Source organism: Flexithrix dorotheae DSM 6795, from assembly GCF_000379765.1.
GTDB lineage: Bacteria > Bacteroidota > Bacteroidia > Cytophagales > Flammeovirgaceae > Flexithrix > Flexithrix dorotheae.
Window position 1 is genome coordinate 324,721 of record NZ_KB903476.1, and the last position, 22,132, is coordinate 346,852.

At 36.6% G+C, this 22,132-nt stretch carries 14 protein-coding genes; 9 read left to right on the forward strand and 5 right to left on the reverse strand.

What is annotated here, in order from left to right:
• Nucleotides 1-53 precede the first annotated feature (53 nt).
• The 4 genes from A3EM_RS44250 (at nucleotide 54) to A3EM_RS0131970 (ending at nucleotide 5,093) form a co-directional block, all read left to right on the forward strand.
• On the forward strand, nucleotides 54-431 hold the full coding sequence (locus A3EM_RS44250; protein WP_020532338.1) for a SpaA isopeptide-forming pilin-related protein: 378 nt from the start codon (nucleotides 54-56) through the stop codon (nucleotides 429-431).
• Between the two features lie 153 nt (nucleotides 432-584).
• Nucleotides 585-2,081, forward strand: coding sequence for a hypothetical protein (locus tag A3EM_RS0131955; RefSeq protein WP_020532339.1), 1,497 nt, complete (start codon nucleotides 585-587; stop codon nucleotides 2,079-2,081).
• A gap of 138 nt (nucleotides 2,082-2,219) precedes the next feature.
• Nucleotides 2,220-2,444, forward strand: a complete 225-nt coding sequence (locus tag A3EM_RS0131965) for a hypothetical protein (protein WP_026210705.1) — start codon at nucleotides 2,220-2,222, stop codon at nucleotides 2,442-2,444.
• Nucleotides 2,445-2,720: 276 nt separating this feature from the next.
• The gene (locus A3EM_RS0131970; RefSeq protein ID WP_020532342.1) at nucleotides 2,721-5,093 is read left to right on the forward strand and encodes a LamG-like jellyroll fold domain-containing protein; all 2,373 of its coding nucleotides are present in this window, start codon (nucleotides 2,721-2,723) and stop codon (nucleotides 5,091-5,093) included.
• Nucleotides 5,094-5,098: 5 nt separating this feature from the next.
• Here A3EM_RS0131970 and A3EM_RS0131975 read toward each other — a convergent pair whose 3' ends face one another.
• The 3 genes from A3EM_RS0131975 to A3EM_RS0131990 all read right to left on the reverse strand — a co-directional run bounded on the left by A3EM_RS0131975 (nucleotide 5,099) and on the right by A3EM_RS0131990 (nucleotide 10,516).
• Nucleotides 5,099-7,351: a DUF5916 domain-containing protein gene (locus tag A3EM_RS0131975; RefSeq protein ID WP_020532343.1), complete on the reverse strand. Its 2,253-nt coding sequence runs from the start codon at nucleotides 7,349-7,351 to the stop codon at nucleotides 5,099-5,101.
• A 990-nt stretch (nucleotides 7,352-8,341) separates the two neighbouring features.
• Nucleotides 8,342-9,760, reverse strand: coding sequence for an MBL fold metallo-hydrolase RNA specificity domain-containing protein (locus A3EM_RS0131985; RefSeq protein WP_020532345.1), 1,419 nt, complete (start codon nucleotides 9,758-9,760; stop codon nucleotides 8,342-8,344).
• Nucleotides 9,761-9,820: 60 nt separating this feature from the next.
• Nucleotides 9,821-10,516 carry a DUF4230 domain-containing protein gene (locus tag A3EM_RS0131990; protein ID WP_020532346.1) on the reverse strand — a complete coding sequence of 232 codons (696 nt, stop codon included), beginning with the start codon at nucleotides 10,514-10,516 and terminating at the stop codon, nucleotides 9,821-9,823.
• 78 nt (nucleotides 10,517-10,594) lie between these two features.
• Here A3EM_RS0131990 and A3EM_RS0131995 point away from each other — a divergent pair, with 78 nt between their 5' ends.
• Entirely contained in the window at nucleotides 10,595-11,683 is a 1,089-nt protein-coding gene (locus tag A3EM_RS0131995; protein ID WP_020532347.1) for an aminotransferase class V-fold PLP-dependent enzyme, read from the forward strand.
• 67 nt (nucleotides 11,684-11,750) lie between these two features.
• On the opposite strand, the gene A3EM_RS0132000 is transcribed toward A3EM_RS0131995, so the two are convergent.
• Nucleotides 11,751-12,755 carry a c-type cytochrome gene (locus A3EM_RS0132000; RefSeq protein WP_020532348.1) on the reverse strand — a complete coding sequence of 335 codons (1,005 nt, stop codon included), beginning with the start codon at nucleotides 12,753-12,755 and terminating at the stop codon, nucleotides 11,751-11,753.
• A gap of 413 nt (nucleotides 12,756-13,168) precedes the next feature.
• Between A3EM_RS0132000 and A3EM_RS44255 the strand changes: the two genes are divergently transcribed.
• The 4 genes from A3EM_RS44255 (at nucleotide 13,169) to A3EM_RS0132025 (ending at nucleotide 20,017) form a co-directional block, all read left to right on the forward strand.
• Entirely contained in the window at nucleotides 13,169-13,795 is a 627-nt protein-coding gene (locus A3EM_RS44255; protein ID WP_020532350.1) for an RNA polymerase sigma factor, read from the forward strand.
• Nucleotides 13,796-13,872: 77 nt separating this feature from the next.
• Nucleotides 13,873-14,910: a FecR family protein gene (locus A3EM_RS46495; RefSeq protein WP_020532352.1), complete on the forward strand. Its 1,038-nt coding sequence runs from the start codon at nucleotides 13,873-13,875 to the stop codon at nucleotides 14,908-14,910.
• Between the two features lie 197 nt (nucleotides 14,911-15,107).
• A complete protein-coding gene (locus A3EM_RS0132020) occupies nucleotides 15,108-18,518 on the forward strand; it encodes a SusC/RagA family TonB-linked outer membrane protein (RefSeq protein WP_211212030.1) in 3,411 nt (1,136 codons plus the stop codon).
• 17 nt (nucleotides 18,519-18,535) lie between these two features.
• Complete coding sequence (locus A3EM_RS0132025) at nucleotides 18,536-20,017, forward strand: RagB/SusD family nutrient uptake outer membrane protein (RefSeq protein ID WP_020532354.1); 1,482 nt, start codon at nucleotides 18,536-18,538, stop codon at nucleotides 20,015-20,017.
• A 70-nt stretch (nucleotides 20,018-20,087) separates the two neighbouring features.
• On the opposite strand, the gene recJ is transcribed toward A3EM_RS0132025, so the two are convergent.
• Nucleotides 20,088-21,797 carry a single-stranded-DNA-specific exonuclease RecJ gene (recJ, locus tag A3EM_RS0132030; RefSeq protein WP_020532355.1) on the reverse strand — a complete coding sequence of 570 codons (1,710 nt, stop codon included), beginning with the start codon at nucleotides 21,795-21,797 and terminating at the stop codon, nucleotides 20,088-20,090.
• Between the last annotated feature and the right edge of the window lie 335 nt (nucleotides 21,798-22,132).

Sequence of the window (22,132 nt, forward strand, 5' to 3'; positions counted from 1 at the left end):
GATTTTTGCACTTATAAAATCTTAATTTTAAACGAAATTCAATGACACTAAAAATGATGAAACTCCTTAAAATTTCTTTGTTTTCTTTAATGGTTATGCTGAGTTCATTTTCATTAAAAGCACAATTACTTCCAACCAACCTGGAAATTACTGTGCTGGATGAGAAAGGAAATATCCAACCCGGAGCATCTGTAAAAATCTACGAAAGCGAAGAAGATTATAAGAATGATAAAAATGCCATTAACACAGGGAAAACTGACGAAAAGGGTAAAATAAAATTTAAAAAACTGAAAACACAGGCCTATTTTGTAAAAGCGGTTAAAGGGGACCTGAATAACGATGATGGAGCCAACCAGACCAGCATTCTGGTAGAAAAGAAAACCAATAAGGTAAATATTATTATAGAAGGTTTTGGCACCCTGAAACATTAACCCCCACAGGAAATTTAGTTCAAAAAACAGTCTTTGGTTAAAATTATCGAAGACTGTTTTTTTTGTTACTAACTTTAACTTTTTGCTTACCTTAAGTGCGGGAAACCAAAACAATTTTAGTACTTTCAAAAGGTATTTTTTAAAGGCTTCATTATGCATTATAGAATTACCCTTACTTTCTGTCTCTCACTAATTTTATTAATAATAGGTTTTCAGTCCATTGCCCAAACCAATCGCTACTGGGCCCAAAATTTTAATGCCGAAGCCTCTTTAATGGGTGGAGCCGTTGTGGGGGGAAGAGCGGGAAATACCGCTATTTTTTACAATCCTGCGCTTATATCCGATGTTGGGACTGCCAAACTTTCTATTAATGCCAATTTGGTGGCACTCGATTTTTATTCCGCAACCAATTTCTTAGGGACCAACCTTTCCCTTTCTTTATCAAATTTCATTTTACAACCCAGATTTATTTCATTTCTGGTAAAATCAAAAAATGATAAAGTCAAAATAGAAATTGCCAGTTTTACCAGGGATCAGTCTGAATTTGATGTTTTGGATGGCGTAAGAAGAGAAGCGGAAGTATTTGAAATTCTTCCCGGGAATGAACTCTATAACGGGACAGTGGAAAACATCAATCATTACAAAGACCTTTGGTTCGGTGGAGGAGCTTCCTACAAATTGTCAGACAGGTTCACTATTGGGGCCAGTGGGTTTCTTTCTGTCAAAAGTTTAAAAGAAAAATTTTTGGTTGATGTGAATGCTTCCTTAAAAAATGATACGGTGTATGTAGAAGATATCGCGGTTGCCTCTTTCAATTCTTCTTTTCGTCAGCTTGAACGGATAAAGCTGAATAATTACAGGTTCGTAGGAAAACTTGGCATGCAGTATCAAATGGACAACTGGGGTTTGGGTTTAAACCTGACTTTACCTTCAATAAATTTAGCTGGCAAGGGAGAGGTATTAAGGGAAATCAGTTATACCAATATTCCTGATTCTACGGGCCAGGCTTTCATCCCGGATTTCCTTATTTCCGACTGGCAAACCAAACTCCCGGCAGATTATAAAGACCCTTTTTCTTTAGCATTAGGATTTAATTACACTGCGCCAAATGGCAAAACATTTCTGAGTGCCTCAATTGAATATTTTGCAAAAATTGCTCCTTATAAAATGATAACCGCAGAAGTAAATGAAAATATTACCACTGAAGAAAACTATGAAAGACTAACCAATAAAGAATTTCTGAGCATTGTAAATGGAGCAAATGCCATTACCAATATTGCTATTGGGCTGGAAAAAGAAATTTCTGAGGAAATGGTTATTCTGGGAGGAGTGAGAACTGATTTTAATTTTCGAAAGGATTTTGATTTTAAAGAATTTTCAGATTTTAGAAACCAGCAGGGGATTGAATATGATGTCTATCACCTTACTGGTGGGGCAAAGTTCAATATTAAAGCAAGTAATATTATTCTTGGCATTCAGTATTCCATAAGCAGGGAAAAAGACCTCAAACAATTGGTGGATCTGGGTACCCCTTCTGAGGGCACAGATCCTCCTCTGCAGGGTACAATTGATAATGATGTGAAGTTTGCCTACAATGGTGTGGGAATTTTCTTTGGATTTAACCTGAATTTCGGTGGTGAAAAAAATTAAAAAATAGAGGTTAATACATTCATACTGTAATCAATATCCATAAAGAACTTTCCTCCTTTTCTTCCGGTTATAATAACTGAATGTATTAATTTTGTGTAATCTATTTGAGCATCAATAAATAGCAATAAAAAATTTATTATGACTACAGTACTTCTTGGAGTTGGATTTATAGGATTATTTTTCATTTTGATGAGTGTAAGGCTGATTTTCCTTAAAAATGGAGAATTTAAGGGAACATGTGCTTCTCAGAGCCCTTTCCTGCAAAATGATGGGGTGACGTGTTCACTTTGTGGAAATGATCCAAGCAAATGTGAAAATAAAAATAAGGAAAAAGAAGAAGTAGCATTGCCGGAAATTGGATAGTGCGATTAGCACGAAAAAAGTGAGTCGAAACCAAATGGTAAACAGACTGAACTTCAACCACATACAATTCTTACTCAATTAAAACCCGTGGGAAAAGTCAGTTACCTTCTTTATAAAAACTAAAGGTTCTTTTTGCAAAGAACCTTTTATTTTTGCCTAAGGATTTATTTTTAATTTTGAATAATTTGTAGGGTCTTTATCCAATTTTTATAGGGAAGAACACCCAATATCCATTAACCAGCGTAGATTTTCCAATTATATTTTTTAATATAAAACATGATTAAAAAAGGTATTTTCTGTTTGCTGTTATTTCCATTCTTTTTTCTACAGGGATTTGCCCAAAGCCTTACAGAAACTGCTTTTAATAATACCTACCTCACCGCAAAAGTTTCAGATCCACAAGATGAACCTTCTATTACTAATTTAATTCGACTTGGTGTAAGGGCCTTTTACCTGGAAACCCTTTCTGCCCAATCCACCCCAGTATTTTTAAAAAACCTCCAAACTATCCCAGATAATCTGGGACCTCAAAACATCATCCTCATTATTGGGAAAACTATTAATAAAGACACATACTATACTCTACTTGAAAAATCCGGAATAAAACAGGATGCATTCATTTCCCTTTTTGAAGCACAAGACTTTTGGCATGTAGAATATGAGAATCAGCGAATTACCAGTATCCATGGAGATTTGCAGGAAAAGCTGGTTTTTTGCAATATCATTGAAAAAAACTGGAACAATGAACTTGTAAATCCAAACACACAATTTATAGAGCTGGTGCTTTCCTTCTGGCAACAAACAGGAAGAAAACCCAATTTTGTCTGTTTCACCCCTACCCCATTTGGGTTTTCTGTTACAGAACTACTCAATCAGACCAATTCCATTTTAAAGGTAAGTGGTGAGGTTAATTTTCAGCAAAAATTATTAGAAGAAATTATATGGGAAAAAGAAATACCGGCCATTACCGGAGGAAAATTTTCCTTTCCCCACTTTGCAGGACAGCGGATAAATCTCAAACCAGAAAAGCCCGGATTCGATTTCCATCCCCCTTCTTTTGAATCCACTGATTTAAAACAGGACTCTACCATTTCCTTTGAGGGTACAATCAAAAATATTGGAGAAAATCTGGTGGCCTGGTACCCATTCGATGAAAACTTTGACAATTTTTCCAATTTACCCTTAAAAAAAGTTGAATCAGAAAACACCCAGATCAAAAATGATTTATCCAGAAAAAAAGTAGCTGAATTTTCTGGCAAATCATTCCTAAAACTTCCTCCGGTGGAAGCTTTAGGACTTAATGATCAGGATTTTACCATCAGTTTATGGATAAAGGCCGATACTTTAATAGATGAAGATGAACCCATTATTTCTACTTTTAAAAGAAAGTTTCGTGAAGGGTTGCATTTGATATTCAGAGATCAGAAACCTTATATGGGTTTTCATAGTGATGATATCAATGGGAATTTCAAAATAAAAGCCGGGCAGTGGTATCACGTAGTTTGGCGCTACTACAAAAACCTGGGAGAAAGGGCCATTTTTATTAATGGGAAACCAGATAAAAAGGTCCGGAATCTGGCTTCATTTAAGGGAGATGGGGAAATCTATTTAGGAGTAAGAAGAACTGCCGATGAAGAAAGAGACTACTTTCAGGGCAAAATGGATGATTTGGCCATCTGGAACCGCGCATTGGGTGATGAGGAAATTAAGGCGCTTTATCTGGGAAAAGAAATTAAACCCCTTTCTCTGGCAAAAAAGAATACACCCTTTCTTCCCTTCTTTGTGGTTGGAGGAATCCTATTAATTGGTGCTTTAATTTATTTCAGAAAAAGAGAACACAAACCTGAACAAACTAAGGAAATTGCGGGTACTCCCAAGCCTGAGGACAAATCTGCTGCTTTGCCAAAAAGAAATATGGTGAAATTGTTTGGCATTTTCACTGCAATTGATAAAAATGGAAACGATATTACCAGAGACTTTACACCAAGAGTGAGGCAACTGTTCTTGCTTCTGGTTTTCTATTCTTCCAAATTCCCTCAGGGAATATCGGTAGAAGAATTATCACGGGAAGTTTGGCCCGACTTAGATTTGGAAAAAGCCGCCAATAACAGACGGGTAAACATGAAGAAGCTCAGGGCCCTTTTAGCCAACTTTGAAGGGCTGGAAGTGGTGCATACAGAGAATTTCCTCAAATTGCAATATTCGTCTCCATTCTATTGCGATTATTTTGAATTCAAGCAGTTAACGGATCAGTTCTTAAATACTAAAAAACCGGAACAGGCTGCTTACAAACAGTTTTTGCAATTTATAAACAGCGGCCAGTTTTTACCAAAAATTGAAGGAGAATGGTTGGACCCTTTTAAAGAATTTGTTTCCAATTTTACCATCGATTACTGTTTGGAGTTAATCAAATCCTTCCCGGCAGAAGATGACGAAATCAAAATTAACCAGATAACCAAAATTATTTTTCTTTACGATCCTTTTAATGAAGAAGCCCTGGCCTTTCTTATGCAGCATTTTATAAGTTCCAATAAAACTCAGCTGGCCAAACACACTTACAACGATTTCAAAAAAGCCTACCAGGATGCATATGACGAGGATTTCCCTAAAAGTTTTGAGGAAATTTTGGCTACAACCAACCTTCAGTAAAGCTTCTACAAATTCAACCAATAAGTAAATTTTGCCACCAATGCCCGGTTTTTACTGGCAAACGTGTCTGGAAAATAATTTTCGGTATACACCAAAAAGAAATCGGAAACTGGTTTATATCGGTATTGTAATCGCGCATTGATATTTACATTATCAATCTGATTGTTATATTGGAAATAGGTTGTTAAGAAAACCTTGCGAGAAAACGTAATGTCAAATCTTGGCCCAAACAGGAAAATTTTTCCACTAGAATAAGGTTCCGGAAGATTAATATCATTGTAAGAAAAATTTAGTGTGGCAATGCCGTAAGGCTGAAACCTGTAGTTGACATTTCCAGCCATTCGGTAGAGGCTTCCATTAAAAAAACCTCCTCCCTGTCCTTCTAATTCATAAAATATTTTCTTCCTTTTATCAGACTCATAAATTAAAAGTAAATTGGAATAATTGTAGGATTCGCCCATGGGTAAAGGCTCTCCATTTCCTGATCTGGTAGGATCAAAATCTTCAAAAAGATAGGTGTATTGATTTTGAATAGCCCCGGTAAATTCTGCATTGGTTTTAAAAACAATATTGTAATTTAAGGCATAATTATGATCCGTTTTCCCATCCTGATCATTCCATATATATTCCGTGGAAACTCCAGGGCCGTGGTTGGCAATTATTTTATCGGAATAAAAAGTGAATTTTACGCTGGGAGCTACTCTTTTGTAGTTGTTCCGGGGGACAAAACCGACTTCAGGGTCATAGTATTTTCCCACGATCTGGTGATCCCAGGTTAAAGTAAGCCATGGGATATTATAAGCCAAAGTAGCCCCGTGAGCAAAATCTTTTTTTGACTCCTCATTTTCGTAAATATTATGATGGTAAAAGAACTTACCTGTCCATTTATTATCGGCTGAGGCAAGGTTATAATCCAAACCTAAAGTTCGGTTATAATTGCTCTTATCAATTCCCCATTCCAGGGTAGAATCCTGGGAGAATTGATGAGTAGACTGTTTATTAATGAATATGGCAGAAATGTTTGACCTAGAGAAAACCTGCCTTTGCAAAGCCATAACTGAATAATTATAACCTGGCAAATTAATACTATTATCCTTTTTGGTCTGCAAATTCATGACTCCAATACGCCAGTTTTTATCAATTCTGCCACTTAAACGTGCACCGTAAGTTATAGGCACAGGCACATTAATTCCAGTATTTCTATCCAAGGCAATTCCAATTCTTCTGGAAAAAAATGGGCGAATATTGTCGGTACCAAATGAGGCAAATAGATCAGCATTTTCCAGAAAAAACTGTCTTTTTTCAGGAAAAGATAATTCGAATCTGGTAATGTTAGTCTGCTGATCATCAACTTCCACCTGAGAAAAGTCCGGGTTAATGGTCAGGTCAAGATTAAGAGATGGAGTGATTCCTATTTTGGCATCACCACCTAAGTCGAATCCATATGTTGTGGGTTCACCATCTATAAAGTTTCTGCCTGTATTTCCTGCAACATAGGGAATAATAGAAATATTCGAACCGGGCTTTTTTAAAGGTTCTTCAAAATCCAGATAACCTCCAAATGCCGGAGAAACAATAGACTGATTTCGGGGAATATGACCCCAACTGGAAGAGGTAGCCGTTTTACTGTCTAGTCGGTAAAAATTGGCAAACCAGGTTTTTGCTCCTTCTTTATACCTTAGTGTTTTAAATGGAATAGCCATTTCCGCAGTCCAGTAGCCATCATGAATTTTAGCTTCTCCATACCATTTGTTGTCCCAGGACAAATCGAACCCACTTCGTACCTGGCTGGTTCCTCCACTCCCACTTCCGGAAATTCCAGAAATTAAGCCCTCCCTCCGGACGCCAAAAGGATTGATACCGAAAAAGGTAGCATTGGTTTTATCCTCGAATGGATCAAGCACAACGGTAATCACATCATTCTCCTTTCCCCTGAAATCTCTTCTCAAAGAAGTAGTTACATAACCCCCGGGGACCGGATCTAAACACCTGACCCCGAAATAAAGAAATTGATCATCATAGGCCATTCTAATCTCTGAAATGGTAGAGGAATAGGAGGTATCGTAGGGAAATTGCTCCCAAAATGGCTGAGAAACCGGGGCTGTTTCCCAAAATGCTTCTGTCAATTCCCCATCCACTTTTATTTTCCCTTCAAGCCTTTTCACGGCAAGCCTTCTTTCTTCCTCCTGAGCTATTAAAGGGTGTTTAAAAACAATAAATAATGCAATAAGGTAAAAAATTCTCCTATAAGACAACATGTTTATAAGTTAAAAATAAAATTAGTTCAAGCGCAAATAGGAAGGGTTTAAACACTTATTTCCAGCCACTTGCAACCAACAAATGATAAAACTGTTTGTTTAATAGCTTAATTTAAGCCTTAAAATGTATTGACGACAGGTCTTTAGTTCATTATCCCTTTTGTGGAATTAGGAAAAAAGGGATAAATACTGGTGAAAAAGAGGCAACAAACTGGTGATTTTAAAAAAGATAGTATTGTAATAAGTTAAACAAAGATTTTTACTTCTTTGGGAATTCAATATTAGAAATTTAACATAAATCTAATAGATTGTGATAAACCATGCAATAGAGAGAAATGATTAGAGCATGTTTAAAATTTATCCTTTTGGCTTCAAAATGCCATTTAGGGAACTTCGGTCATTATAAAATTACCAAATAACGCTGCTATTCAAAAATTTTCTAGTATCCCGATAACCCCAAACTGACATTTTTCGCTTTAAAAAACAAAACTTAAACATGCTCTTAGTCCAGCGAAACAGATAAATTTGAAGCTATAAAATATTTTTATTTAAAACATATGAATGATATTCAACCCTCCACAGTAGCCGTCTTAATCAAGTTCGCTTTCATGATCATTCCTTTTGTGTTGATTATTTTCCTAATCTATTTCTTTTGGAAGAAGAGGAGATAAGATAAGGATTCGGATTAAAAATCATTTTTTCTGGTTAGAGTTTGTAACCTTTGCCTTATAATAATGGTGCCCCAGCAGGGTTTGCGTTTTTGCGAACCTGCGTCTATCAAACCTCTGAAGTTCGAGGCACACCAGGTTACTACCGAAGACCTTGCTGGGAAAAGCGGTTTTTGGAAAACATTGAGGAAATGTAATTATTTTGATGCTTAATTGACCGCCTCTCTTTATACATAGGTTGTGTATTTGGATTAAAAACCCTGCGATAGGGCTTCAGAATTTCAAATTCTGCAGAGCAAAGAAAAGTTGTTCTTTTTAACCTTTACAATTCAAAACTTTCCCCTTTCTCGGGAATATGAATATTCTGGTAGTCTTTTTCCTCCAGCAATTCCTTGAAGTCTTCCATGGAATCAGGCTCTCCATGCACCAGAATAATTTTTTTCAATTCCTCTGGAGATTGAGCCTCCACAAATTGCAACAGGTCCTTCTGATCGCCATGGCCACTGAAAGCATCGGTATGCTCCACTTTTGCCATTACCGGAACTGTTCTTTTTCCCATCACTACATTAGCTCCTGAGTTCACCAATCGGTGTCCGAAAGTTCCTTCGGCACTGAAACCAACCATCAGAATAGTACAGCGGGCATTACCCAGGTTTTCCTTGATATGATTCTGAATTCTTCCACCTTCCAGCATACCTGATGAGGAAATGATGATACAGGATTCATTGCTTTTGGAAATCATGATGCTTTCCTTCAGGTCATCAATGTATTCCAGATTATCCAGATAGAAAAGCGCTCCTTTCTCATCTTTAAAATCCCTGGCTTCTTCATTCAGGTAAGTCGTATTTTGTTCATACACTTTGTTGCTTTTCCTTGCCAGGGGGCTATCTGCATAAATCTTAACAGCAGGCATATTTCCTTTGGAAAACAGTTTATTCAGTGTATAAATAATCGCCTGGGTTCTGCCAATACTGAAAGCGGGAATGATTAATTTTCCGGCCATATCCACACAGGTTTTCTGAATGGCATTTCGCAATTCCTCCTCCGTTTCCACTTTCGACTGGTGCAACCTGTTGCCATAAGTAGTTTCACAAACCAGATAATCTACCTGATCAGGCTTTTGAGGGTCGGGCAATAAGGGATAATTACTCCTTCCGACATCTCCCGAAAACATGATTTTTTTGGACTTCCCATTTTCAAAAACTTCCAGCAATACATTGGCAGCCCCAAGTAAATGCCCGGTAGGAATTAAAGTAAGTAAAAGATCTTTTTTTACTTTAGTTCTTTTGTTGAATGGAAGAGTAAGAAATTGTTCCAAAGATTTATTTACATCCTTTTCCAGGTAAATTTCATCGGGATTAAAATCTGGTTTGTAGCCGGGATTTCTACTGCGTTTTTTCTGGAAATGTTTGATTTTTCTCCGGTTGATATTGGCAGAATCAAGCAGGAGTAATTCGGCAAGTTCCATGGTAGGACCAGTGCAAATAATCTTCCCCTCAAACCCTTCTCGAAACAGGTTGGGAATTCTACCGGAATGATCCAGGTGTGCATGGGTAAGAATCACCAGATTAATCATGCTGGCATCAAAAGGAAAGGCAGAGCCGGGATATAAGGCATCATTAGTTTGCCCCTTCCCCATTTCCATTCCGCAGTCAATTAAAATCCGAAAATCATCCTCCAGTTCTAATAGAAAAACACTTCCTGTTACCTGCTTTGCAGCTCCCCAAATGGTTAATTTCATCCGAATATATTTTTACATTCTGCCAAATGTAACCCGAAAAGCAGCTGGTTTGCAAAAAATCTAATGAAAAAGGAGGTATTCGGGGGAGAGCTTGAATGTGAGCACTACTTTTTTGTTGGATATCCGCTCCAAAATAGGTTTCAGGGTAAGTTCGGCATTAGCCCTGGTTTGTTCCAGTAAATTGGATTCAATGGCAATCCGTTCAATTTTTTCTTCTGCCTTTTTAAAAGCTTCTTCCACCAATTCTGTTTTATCGAACATCTGGCTGAAAGTGAGGTCATAAACCTTGCTTTGTGCATGATCTATTTTAGAATAACAAATTTCCGGTTCCGGCATATCCACAAACAGGGTATCTCCAGCCTCATTAACATGCTCGGCTTTTATTTTTGTGAAATCTATGCAGCCTACGGCTTCTCCGGTTACTACTAAAAGTATTTCATCATCGGTAAGGGGAAAAAGATTATCCTTTTTCAATTTAATAATGTCCCGAAATTTGAATTTTACCAGCTCCATTTTTCCCAACCCTTCTACTTCTTCCAGCACCACATTGTTAAAATTATCCTCCATTACCTCAATTTTCCCGGTTTCCTCTTTAAAAAACCGGTCTTTTTCCCTTTCCAATAATATGAAAACCAATAAAACCAAAACCAGCAACCAGGGCAAAAACTTCTTTAGCATGGAGAATAGGAACATAGCATATTTTTTATTGGCAATTTCCAAAAAAGCACCAAAATTACCAATTTTTGGTTCAATCAAAATTTTCAGATTAAGATTGTAAATTAAATCCCAACCGGTGTGTAATTTTGATTCACAAAATGAAAATCTTATAAACAGATGAAAAAACTATTTCTGACCCCTGGTCCAAGTGAGCTATACTTTACCGTCCCAGATCATATTCAAACTGCAATGAAGGAGGGAGTGGCTTCTATTTCACACCGAAGCAAAGATTTTGAAAAGATTTTCAAATTTGCTGTAGATGGAATCCGGACACTGCTGGAAGTACCGGAAAATTACCACATTGTTTTCACCAATTCGGCCACAGAGATTTGGGAAAGATTAATTCAGAATTGCATAAACAATTCATCCTACCACTTTGTGAATGGTTCATTTTCCCAAAAGTTTTATAGTTTTTCAAAAATGATGGGTAAAAATGCACATGTTTTTGAAGTGGCACCGGGCAATGGTTTTGACCTCAGCAATGTTGATATTCCCGGGGAAGTTGAAATGATTGGAATTACTCAAAATGAAACAAGTACAGGAGTAGCCTTTCCTGTAGAAGATATATATCAATTAAGAAATCAGTATCCCGATAAAATCATTGCGGTTGATGCGGTTTCCTCTGTTCCTTATTTATCCATAGATTTCCATAAGATTGATTCCCTTTATTTCTCTGTTCAAAAAGGGATGGGATTACCGGCCGGATTAGGCGTGTGGATATTCAATGAAAAACTGGTGGATAAAGCCAATCAGATGACTGCGCAGAAAAAACCAATCGGCACTTATCACACTATTCCGTCCTTGCTGAAAATGGCGGCTAAAAACCAAACCCCCGCTACACCAAATGTACTGGGCATTTATTTATTGGGAAAAGTTTGTGAAGATATGAATAGAAGGGGCATGCAGGTTATTAGGCAGGAAACCAATTACAAAGCTGCATTGCTTTACAATTTATTCGAGTCCAATTCACTATTCGAACCATTTGTGAAGGAGAAAAAACACAGGTCGAAAACTGTGGCTGTTGGAAACTTAATCGGGCAAAGTGCCAGTGATTTTCTTCAAAAATTAAGTAAATACAAAATGGAAGTTGGAAAAGGTTATGGAGAAAATAAGGAATCCCAGATCAGAATAGCCAATTTCCCTACTCATTCGAAGGAAAGTATAGAATTGCTGGTAGATTTGATTGAAGGTGGAAAACTGATTTGATTTTTCAGAAAATAAAAGGAAGAGCCTGGAAGTTAGAAAATAGTTCTAGATCAACCGGTCAGCCATTTTATTTCCCATTCATTTCCTCACCTTTAGCCATAACTTCCACATAGGCCCTGAAGTCTTCAATTTGCTGGTTGCTCATTCTTTCCAGTGTGTATTGCGGCATATAGGGTTTATGTCCGGGCTCTGGCTTTGTGCCATATCTAATGGCATGATAAAGCGAAAGCTGTGAACTTTTAGCCATATCCTTTTTAAGCTTTTTAAAAGAAAGTTTATTATCCTCCAGCGTATATTTAGTGACCCCATTTTCATCATGGCAATGCAGGCAACTCTTTTCAAATATCAATTGCCCATTTTTAGGATTCCCAACCAATTGTTCAAACCCTCCTTTCCTGCTTTCCGGGGGATCAGCAAAAGTTGCCGGAGAAGCTTGCAGGTAAAATGATTTAATCCATTTAATTAATGCATCATGGTTAGCTTTATCTTCATATTCCTCATTCAATTTTTTAAAATCTGATTCCTGAAGCCCCAAATCACCAAGTCGATATTCCAATGACCAGAGGTAGGCCATAATTGCATCCATTTCCCAGTCTTCCACCTTCCTTCCCTGGGAACATTCAACTGCACAAAGTTGCACAGCCGCAGTAATATCCTTATTGGCTTCAATTACCAAATCGCCATATTTCTTAATGTAATCTCCATTATACCAACTTTCCCGATTAACCATTCCATAAAATGTAGAAGCCTGTAAGAATGGAATATTTTCACTATTGGCGAAGGCAAGTCGCACTTCGGGATCGCTTTTTTTTAAATCCGGATCTTCAATTTCAGAATTATGACAACTTACACAATTGTAATATTTGCTGATATATTTTGAGGATTTCCCTGAAGGAGCTGTTGTTTTTCCAAACCTGATTATTTCTTCTCCTCTTTCAATCAATTCAGTATCCAGATGATCAGGTTTGAAATTTTTTAAAGAATCCCCCATCTTTTGAAGCAATTCTGCCAGGGATTTATTTTCATCCCAGTGAGTTTTTCCAGTTAGATCCTTTTGATGGATGAAACTCATTTTAATGAAAGCGCAACATATCAAAATCGAACAGAATAAACCAAAAGTCTTCATGAAAGTTGGAGAGAGGACAATATTTACAAAAAGAAAGTTTACAATTAAAAAAATGCTAAATTATCTGGTATTTTTTTATTAAAGTAATATAAATAAGCCACTAACTATCAAATAGTGCAGGGAAATAGCTCAATTTAATCAATCTTTCTAAAAGAAGAAAATAAAAAATGCACCTATAGGCTTTCTCATTTCTTATAAGGATTTAAAATATTTTTGGAAAAAAATACAAAAAATTTTACCTTACGTTATTATTTCAGTCCCACTTTATGACTACACCTAGCCATTAACTTTTAAATTGTTGCGGCATAAACAATTTTATGCCCAATTAGTGATGATGATTTTGACTAGAAATATCAAATATGAAAATGATTAACAGTACACTCAAAAACAAAATTGCTGAAGGAGATCAAAAAGCTTTTTCAGAACTTTTCTACAATTATTTTCATCGACTTTTTCGGTTTGCTTACGATTTTGTAAAAAATAATGAAACTGCCGAAGAAATTGTAGAAGATGTTTTCTTTAAAATATGGGAAAGAAGAGAAAGGCTGCCACAAATAGAAAATCTGGAAACTTATCTTTATGTAGCTGTAAAAAACCACTCTTATAATTTTTTAAAGTCTCCAAAAAACAAACTATTTGTGTCTATTAGTGGCAATACCTACCAAATTCCAGATGCCCACATTAGCCCAGAAAAAAGTCTGCTAACCAAGGAGTTACAACAAAAAATTGATTTAGCTATTGATCAGCTCCCCGAAAAGTGCAGGATGGTGTTTAATCTGGTAAAAGAAGATGGATTAAAATACAAAGAGGTGGCAAAAATCATGGATATTTCCACTAAAACTGTCGAAAATCAGCTACGTATTGCCTTAGGGAAGATTAATGATACATTAAAAAGTTATCTGGATAAACATCCTAACAAAAAAGGAAAGCAAATCAAACTTTCAGATATTGCCTCGCTTTTACCTATACTTCTACTATTAAATTAATTTTTTTCAAATTCTTTTGGGGGTTTTTGAAAAAAGCTTTGTCTAACAATTTAAAAGATACTTCAAAGTCGTTTTCGATGGAAGAAAATAAAATATTGGATTTGATAGCCAAAAAACTATCAAATGAATGTACAGCGGAAGAGTTGCTCCAGCTAAACAATTGGCTGGAGGAGAATAAAGAACACCAGTTATCTTATTCGATTATAGAAGAATATTGGGAAAACCGATCTGAATCTCAAAATAAGAGAGCAAAACAGGTACATGATCGGTTATTTTCAAGAATAAATAACAACACATACAACGAAAAAAGAAAACCTCTCGATTACACTAAAAGCACTGGCACCACCTGGGCAAGGTTAAATATTGTTACCAGGTTTGCAGCAATTTTCATTTTGGTAATTGGTACCACTTTTTTAGTCACTGATATTAACATAGTGGATGATTTTGAGGAAAAAAATATTGTGGAGATCATAGTGAAAGAGAATGAAAAAGGCAAAAAGACTCAATTTACACTTCCAGACGGAACCAAAATCTGGCTCAATGCATCAAGCAAATTAGAATTTCCTAAAGTATTTACCGGAAATTCCAGAGAGGTGTATTTGGAAGGACAAGCTTATTTTGTAGTGGCAAAAGATACTTCAAAACCATTTAAGGTAATTACCAACAACCTTTCGACTACTGCCCTTGGAACTGAATTTAATATAAGTGCTTTTTCAGATGAGGATGAAATAGAAATTGACCTCACTGAGGGTAAGGTTTTAATCCAAAATACGGACGAACAACAAGCAAATAAGGAAAACATTCTTATTCCCGGAAAGGCTTTGCATTTTAATAAACTTACCAAAGAAATAACAGAAAGTAAATTTGATCTTAAAGCCGCTACGGCCTGGAAAGATGGGATAATTTATTTTAGTCATGCTTCACTTTACTCAGTTGTGGACAAACTGGAAAGGTGGTATGGTGTAAATATCCAGATTTCCGGAAAACTGGAAAAGGACTGGGATTATACCGGAGAGTTCGATAATGAGAATTTAATGAATGTACTTGAAAGCATCAGTACTGTGGAACGCTTCGAGTTTACCCTCAACAAGAAGGAAGTATTAATTAAATTATAAACCTCTAATTTATTATGACTATCACAGAAAACTCCACCTAAAGAAAAACCGGCAGCTTTAGCACAAAGTTACCGGCTTATCATTTTTTCAGCTCCAATCAGGTAAAAAAAGAATTAATTGGACCTAATTCAGCAAACACCTGAAAAAGAGCAAATCTTGTTTCAATAAATTTTTATTCATCAAAACATTGTAAAAATATGAAATTGAAATCAATACGCCTAATAGTAATGCTTTCAAAATACACACTATATGGCATCTTTCTTCAATGTATGTTTCTGAATCTATTATTAGCATCAGAAGGAAATGCCCAGAAAAGCGTAAAAGATGTGTACGTTACGATAAAGTTGAAAAACGCTACACTCAAAGAAACATTTGCAAAAATCGAGTCTCAGACTGATTTTAAGTTCTCTTTTGATCAGGGAAATATTGATAGGGATATCCGTATTACTCAGGACAAAAAGACGGTTACTGTGGCAGAATTATTAACCGAGGTCTCAAGAGTTTCCAGGTTAAAATTCAAGCAGGTAAACTACAGTATTAATGTAGTGAAGTTAAATGATAAAACGGATTTTGGTGGTAAAAAAGCTAAAGTTACTACTGAAGTATACCAAACTGTAGTATCCGGGACAGTTAATTCCGGAGATACCAACGAACCTCTTCCAGGTGTAAGTATAATTGTAAAAGGAACTTCCACAGGAACTACAACAGATATTGATGGAAAATATTCATTAAGCGTACCAGCTGATGCCACTTTACAATTTAGCTACATTGGTTTTGTAACACAGGAGGTAATAGTAGGGAACCAAACTCAACTTAATGTTATTTTGGAGCCGGATTTAGCTCAATTGGAAGAAGTAGTGGTGGTAGGTTATGGTACTCAAAAAAGAGCCGAAGTAACTGGTGCAATATCATCAATCAGTTCTGAAGCAATTACGGAGGTCCCAATCACTTCTTCAGAACAGGCCCTACAAGGTAGAGCAGCAGGTGTTACTGTAATTAGCAATGGTAATCCTGGTTCAGCCCCAACCATTAGAATCAGAGGCCTTGGTACTGTAAATAACAACGATCCATTAATAGTAATTGACGGTATTGTTGGTGGAAGTATGCAAGATTTAAACCCAAATGATATTGAATCAATGGAGGTCTTAAAAGATGCATCAACAACAGCTATTTATGGGGCCAAAGGAGCAAACGGAGTTGTAATGATTACCACTAAAAAAGGTAAAAGTGGGAAAGCAAAAGTAAGCTTTGATGCATGGGCTGGTGTACAAACTCAGAAGAAAAGATATGATGTTTTAAATACACAACAGTATACTCAATATGCGACTGAATTTGGACAATTACAAGACCCTGTAGCTGTTCCAATAAGGATTACAGACCCTCAATATGCTTCTTATTTGCAAAATAATACTAACTGGCAGGATGAAATATTCCAGGATGGTGTTATGCAAAACTACAATGTAAGTGTATCCGGAGGCGGTGAAAATAGTACTTATATGGTTTCAACAGGTTTCCTTGATCAGGAAGGAATCGTAAAATCTACTGATTTTCAAAGATTTAATTTTAGAGCAAATAGTGAATTTAAAATTGGCAAACTAAAGATTGGAGAAACATTAACAACCTCATTCAATCAATCTAGCCCTTACAATGACCAAGGTGGACGGTCAATGATTGAGCACGCCATAAAAATGGCTCCTTATTTACCTGTTTATAATCCCAATAATTTAGGTGGATTTCAAGGGCCAATTTCTCAGTTAGATAATCAAGATGCTGAAAACCCTGTTCGTGCCTTAGAACATGGTACCAGAGAAAACAGCTCTGAAAACATAATGGGAACAATATACGCTGAATACGAGATCATTGATGGTTTAAAATTCAAAACTCAGGGAGGCTTAAATTACACTAATGGTAGAACAGAAAATTTCGTACCTTCTTTTGATGATGCAATGAACGATGTGGTTAAAGGGCAACATTTTCAGGAAAAGGCTATAATCACTAAAAATACCTGGAAAAATGAGTCTATCATTTTTACCAATAGCCTAACCTATACAAAAACCTTTAATGATGTTCACAACTTCACCGCTTTAGCAGTAATTGAATCTCAGGAAAGTAGCTATTCTAATATTGATGCTTCCAGTTCAAACTATGTAACCGATGAGGTAAATCAGTTGAATTTAACTGAAGCAAGTTTGGTTTCAAGAACATACGAATATAGCAGATATGGTTATTTAGGAAGATTAAATTATAACTACGATGGTAAATATATACTTGCAGCTTCTTTCAGAAGAGATGCGTCCTCAAGATTTGGTCCTAATAATCGATGGGGTTCTTTCCCCTCATTTGCAGCTGGATGGAGAATTAGTGAAGAATCCTTCATGCAGGGCATGAGTGCTATTAGCAATATGAAGCTAAGGGGTAGCTGGGGTATTGTGGGTAACGATTTACTTGGTGATTACAGATATAGTTCTGCACTTACAAGTAATTATAATTATCATTTTGGTGATGGAGGTTCTTTGGCACAAGGGACAACCGGAGCAGGTCCTGCAAGCCCGGACTTAAAATGGGAGGAAACCACAATGATCAATGTAGGCCTTGACTTAGGACTACTTGCTGATCAAATTACTTTTTCAGTTGAATACTTTAAAAATACCAGTGATGACCTACTAATGGATCTACCATTAACTCCTTCCTTAGGTTTCCATAGTCCAAGTGTCCCTAAAAACGTTGGTTCAGTTGAAACATCAGGATTTGAAATATCTTTAGGTTATAATGACTTTGAAGGAGAATTTACATGGTCCGCCAATTTAAACTTAAGTACAGCAAATAATAAAGTATTGAGTCTTGGTGGAGTAGAACAAATTGCAGGAGGTAATTTCGAAAACCAAAACATTACCCGAGTAATAGAAGATGAAGCTATGTTCCATTTCTATGGATATGAAATGATAGGAATTTATCAGGATCAAGCTGATATAGATAATAATCCTTCACATGGAAATGCCCAACCCGGTGATGTAAAATACCGAGACATTAGTGGTCCTGAAGGAGTTCCTGATGGGGTAATAACCGCTGATGATAGAACTATAATTGGTAACCCATTTCCGAAATTAAACTATGGATTTTCTGGAAATGCAGAGTACAAAGGTTTTGATTTGAACTTGTTTATTGTAGGTGTTTCCGGTAATGATGTTTATAACACCAACATTTATGATTTACAGGGAATGACAAGGTTATTTAACTCTGGAACTGATGTTTTAAACAGGTGGACTGGTCCAGGTACTTCCAACTCAATTCCAAGGGCTCTTGGTGCTGGTGAAAATGTTTCTGTTTCTTCTCGATTTGTGGAAAAGGGATCTTATTTAAGATTGAGAAATATTTCCTTAGGATATACAATTCCTTCTGATAGCTTCCTGAATGGAAGTATTTCAAAACTTAGGGTTTACGTCAGTGGTCAAAACTTGCTTACAATCACAGATTATTCTGGTCTTGATCCGGAAATCGGTACACATGTGACAACCGATCCAACACAGAGGAATTACCAACTTGGTATTGATCGTGGAAATTACCCTTTGCCTAAATCATTTGTTGGAGGTATTCAAGTTTCATTTTAATTAAAACCTGAAAAATCATGAGATTAAAACAATATATATTAGGATTTTTTATAACCACCTTTTTAATGGTTTCCTGTAAACCTGATTTAGACTTGGTGGACCCAAATCAGCTTTCGCCAGATACCTTCTTTAAAAATGAGGTTCAGCTCCAATCTGCCGTAAATGCAATATACGCTAACTTGCAAACCAGAGGACTTTATGCCCGACATATGTTCTTTATGATGGACAATATGGCCCATGAAAATGCAGGAAATCCTCAACTGGAAGCAGACAAGGTTCAATACCTAAATTTTTCTTTTCCTGCTGACCACGGTGCAATCTTTCAATATTGGGATAACTGTTATAGAGGAATAAACAAAGCTAATTTTGTATTGGATAATGCAGAAACAGCAGATGGAGTGACGGAAGCAACTGCAAAGAAAAATATTGGTGAAGCCAAATTTTTAAGAGCCCTTTATTATTTCTTTTTGGTTACACGTTTTGGAGATATTCCAAAATATACTACCGTAACACCTGAAGGTCAGGGAAGGTCCCCAAAGGCTGAAATTTACCAATTAATTATTGATGATTTAACAGAAGCAGCTTCTTCATTACTGAAAAAGAGTGAAGAACCAGATGCAGGAAGGGCTACTTCTGGAGCTGCAAATGCATTACTTGGCAAAGTTCATTTATACTTAGGAAACTATAATGAGGCTAAAACAGCCTTCGAAAAAGTAATTGGAAGTGGGGAATACCAGCTTGTTGATAATTTTTATGATAATTTCATGGAGGAAACTGAACACAATAGCGAAACTGTGTTTCAAGTGAATTTCACAGGTAATAACGGAGGTGCTGATGCTTGGGGTACCACTGGTACAGGTGTTGCCGAGGTCACTTTTAGAAGTCAGGAGTATGGTTTAACCTGGTTTAATGTTTATCCTTCCGATAATTTACTTGATCAATTTGAGGATGGGGATCCAAGGTACCAGGACAGTTTTTACTCGAATGGAGATATCATTGATCCAAACGGTACAGCAACACCGGCTGAGATTCCACTTGGTAGAAGAGCTGCATGGAAGAAGTATGAACAATATTATAAACAACCCTCATCTAATACAGAATCGGGTATTAATGTAAATGTCATTCGATATGCTGATGTTTTATTAATGATGGCAGAGGTGGAAAATGAACTTGGAAATATTACTGGAGCTGTTGATTACCTGAATCAAATAAGGAATAGAACTTCCACTAGTATGCCAAACTATGGGACTCCTGAAATGAATGGAACTTACCCTGTGACTTCAAAAACAGAAGTTTTTAATGCAATTGTCCATGAGAGAATTGTCGAATTATGTGGTGAACAGGTTCGTTTCAATGACCTACTAAGATGGGACATGGCTAAAGATGTTTTAGCAGGAACCGGGTTTACTGTGGGAAAACATGAATTATTTCCCATTCCTCAACAGGAAATTGATCAAAATGAGGCATTGTCAAACGCTGATCAAAACCCAGGATATTAATTAATATAACTAACATAGGATTTAGACTATGGATAAAGTAAAAGCCCCACTTGTTAGTGGGGCTTTTTTTCTAAAAATCCCTTTTCATTTTAATGTCCTTTAGCATCAGTTGAAGTTTTTTGATGCCTTTATATTCATTTTCCTCAATGGTATAACAAATGAAAAATGGTTCATTTGGCCGCAGGTCTGCATAAAAATTTCCTAAACCAAAGCCGATTACGTCAATTTTTTTTGCTCCATCAGGATCTTTCACCAATAGTTTCAAATGTTTTTCTTTCAGCACTCTGGCTGCCCCCGGGGGAAAGACTACTTCCGATATAAACATAGGACGCATATTAGCCGGGCCAAACGGGGCCATTTGCTTGATGATATTATAAAACTTTTCGTTGATTTGGTCAATCCGTAAAACCAGGTCAATATTTACATTTGGAATAAGCTGATCCTTTTGAATAGAAGCTGCCACAATTTCCTCAAACTTTTTGGCAAATGCAGGAATGGCATCAATTTCCATGGTAAGTCCTGCAGCATATTTATGTCCTCCATATTGTAAGAGATGTTCTTCACAACTGGTAATGGCTTCATAGATATCAAATCCACTAACCGACCTGGCAGAACCTGTGGCCTTTCCATTGGAATGTGTCAGAATAATGGTTGGGCGGTAATATTTTTCGATACACCGAGAGGCTACAATACCAATTATTCCCTTGTGCCAGTCATCCTTAAAAAGTACGGTAGTTTTTCCATATGACCTACCTCCTGCCTCAATCATTCCTATGGCCTCATTAGTAATACTTTCATCGTATTCCCTTCTGGTTATGTTATTTTTATTTACCTCATATGCCGCTGTTTTGGCCTCCTCATAAGATTCCGAAAGCAATAAATGCACAGCTTTATTGGCATGGGCTATTCTTCCTGCAGCATTTATTCTGGGGCCAATGCCAAACACCAGATGACCAATATTAAGGTCTTGAGGGAGTTCTGCCACATCTATTAAAGCCTGAATACCTGTTCTGGGATTTTCCCTCACTTTATCCAGACCAAATTTGGCCAAAATCCTGTTTTCCCCTTCAATTGGTACAATATCACAACCTATACTGATGGCTACTAAATCCAGGTAATCCAATAATTCCGTTTCAGGAATTTCTTGTCTACTGCAATAGGCCTGAAGATACTTGAAAGCAATTCCGCACCCTGAAAGTTCATCGAATGGATACTGGCAATCTTTTCTTTTAGGATCCAGGACAGCAACAGCTTCAGGGAGATTTTCCCCGGGGTTATGGTGATCACAAATAATAAAATCCAGGCCTGCTTCCTTTCCGAATCTTACTTTTTCTACAGCTTTTATTCCACAGTCAATGGTGATCACTAAAGAAAAACCTTCTTTTATGGCATGTGCTATCCCTCTTTGGGAAACACCATAACCTTCCTGATAACGATCGGGAATATAATAGTCCAGATGATCAAAATACCGACTCAAAAAACCATAGAATAAGGCTACAGAAGTAGTCCCGTCAACATCATAATCTCCATACACAAGAATTTTCTCCTTATTTTCCAGAGCTTTTACCAGTCGGTCAACTGCCACATCCATATCTTTCATCAGAAATGGATCGTGCAAGTCGCTAAGACTTGGTCGAAAAAAATGTTTGGCTTTTTCCAAAGAATCAATTCCCCTCATGCAAAGGATTTGGGCAATAGGCTCACTTACATTGATGGCAGCCTGCAAAGAGCTTACCTGAGCGCTATCCGGAGTTTCTTTGAATTTCCACTTTTTGTACATAATCGCTTTTGTAGTCTTTTTTAGTTTCGGGATTAAAATATTAAATATCTATTCCCGAGTCAAGGGCCTCTATGGACTGAAAATTACTTTTTACTGATAACAAATATCTTATAAAAATTATAGGAATGATATTCACAGCAAAAATAAATTCCGGATGCTCAATGAAAGAATTATAGGATGAAGTTGTCTAAAGTAAGGGATTTCCTAGTGAGGATGAATAGATTTTGGTTTAGGCGATTCAATTTTGAGGAGAATAATGGATATTATTTTGCGAAAAATTGAAGAAGCATAGGGCAAAATCTATCATTCGCAGCTGAAAGTTTCTACTTTAGACA

Coding starts and splice junctions, on each gene's coding strand:
- A3EM_RS0132020 (WP_211212030.1), top strand. CDS start 15,108: ATGAAATTGAAATCAATACGCCTAATAGTAATGCTTTCAAAATACACA.
- A3EM_RS44255 (WP_020532350.1), top strand. CDS start 13,169: ATGAAAATGATTAACAGTACACTCAAAAACAAAATTGCTGAAGGAGAT.
- A3EM_RS0132000 (WP_020532348.1), bottom strand. CDS start 12,755: ATGAGTTTCATCCATCAAAAGGATCTAACTGGAAAAACTCACTGGGAT.
- A3EM_RS0131965 (WP_026210705.1), top strand. CDS start 2,220: ATGACTACAGTACTTCTTGGAGTTGGATTTATAGGATTATTTTTCATT.
- A3EM_RS46495 (WP_020532352.1), top strand. CDS start 13,873: ATGGAAGAAAATAAAATATTGGATTTGATAGCCAAAAAACTATCAAAT.
- A3EM_RS0131995 (WP_020532347.1), top strand. CDS start 10,595: ATGAAAAAACTATTTCTGACCCCTGGTCCAAGTGAGCTATACTTTACC.
- recJ (WP_020532355.1), bottom strand. CDS start 21,797: ATGTACAAAAAGTGGAAATTCAAAGAAACTCCGGATAGCGCTCAGGTA.
- A3EM_RS44250 (WP_020532338.1), top strand. CDS start 54: ATGATGAAACTCCTTAAAATTTCTTTGTTTTCTTTAATGGTTATGCTG.
- A3EM_RS0131955 (WP_020532339.1), top strand. CDS start 585: ATGCATTATAGAATTACCCTTACTTTCTGTCTCTCACTAATTTTATTA.
- A3EM_RS0132025 (WP_020532354.1), top strand. CDS start 18,536: ATGAGATTAAAACAATATATATTAGGATTTTTTATAACCACCTTTTTA.
- A3EM_RS0131975 (WP_020532343.1), bottom strand. CDS start 7,351: ATGTTGTCTTATAGGAGAATTTTTTACCTTATTGCATTATTTATTGTT.
- A3EM_RS0131970 (WP_020532342.1), top strand. CDS start 2,721: ATGATTAAAAAAGGTATTTTCTGTTTGCTGTTATTTCCATTCTTTTTT.
- A3EM_RS0131985 (WP_020532345.1), bottom strand. CDS start 9,760: ATGAAATTAACCATTTGGGGAGCTGCAAAGCAGGTAACAGGAAGTGTT.